The following is a 713-nucleotide window of genomic DNA, read 5'->3' on the forward strand; positions in this document are numbered from 1 at the left end:
TTTACATGAGTGAATAAAATTAATGGAGTGATAAAATGGAATATCAATTACAACAACTTGCGTCGTTAACGTTAGTAGGTATTAAAGAAACGTATGAAAATGGACGACAGGCTCAGCAACATATAGCAGGGTTTTGGCAAAGATGTTATCAAGAGGGAGTAATTGCGGATTTACAGTTAAAAAATAATGGTGATTTAGCCGGGATACTTGGCTTATGTATATCTGAATTAGACGGTAAGATGTCATATATGATTGCAGTTACCGGAGATAATAGTGCTGATATTGAAAAATATGATGTCATAACATTAGCAAGTTCAAAGTATATGGTATTTGAAGCACAGGGCGCAGTACCTAAAGCAGTTCAACAAAAAATGGAAGAGGTTCATCACTACATACATCAATATCAAGCAGATACGGTAAAATCAGCACCATTTTTTGAGTTGTATCAGGATGGTGATACTACAAGTGAAAAATATATTACAGAAATTTGGATGCCTGTTAAAGGGTGATTGAATAGAAATGTTCTTGATATGAAGGTGTAATTTTAGTTGAAGATTCGATCTCATAATTCATAAAGAAGAACCCTGACAAAGATAGATATCTTTGCTAGGGTTCTAATTATGTTGAAGTGTTATGCGACATGTTGCTTTTTAATCATTTTAAAGTAAATGATTTGTAGACTGACTAATAGAATGGCTGTAATGAAGATAATA

Annotated in this window: 2 protein-coding genes; one reads left to right on the top strand and one right to left on the bottom strand. The window is 33.0% G+C overall.

The genetic code is table 11. The features are described 5' to 3' along the window. Window positions 1–35 precede the first annotated feature (35 nt). Complete coding sequence (locus IDG60_RS18390) at window positions 36–509, top strand: GyrI-like domain-containing protein (RefSeq protein WP_000456497.1); 474 nt, start codon at window positions 36–38, stop codon at window positions 507–509. Window positions 510–631: 122 nt separating this feature from the next. On the opposite strand, the gene IDG60_RS22950 is transcribed toward IDG60_RS18390, so the two are convergent. Further along, window positions 632–713, bottom strand: an 82-nt coding sequence (locus tag IDG60_RS22950; RefSeq protein ID WP_241013401.1) for a hypothetical protein, incomplete at its 5' end; no start/stop codon positions are given.

This window comes from Staphylococcus sp. EG-SA-2 (assembly GCF_017152085.1).

Bases quoted from the DNA above. Each gene is read 5' to 3' on its own strand.
- IDG60_RS18390 (WP_000456497.1), top strand. From the start codon at position 36: ATGGAATATCAATTACAACAACTTGCGTCGTTAACGTTAGTAGGTATT.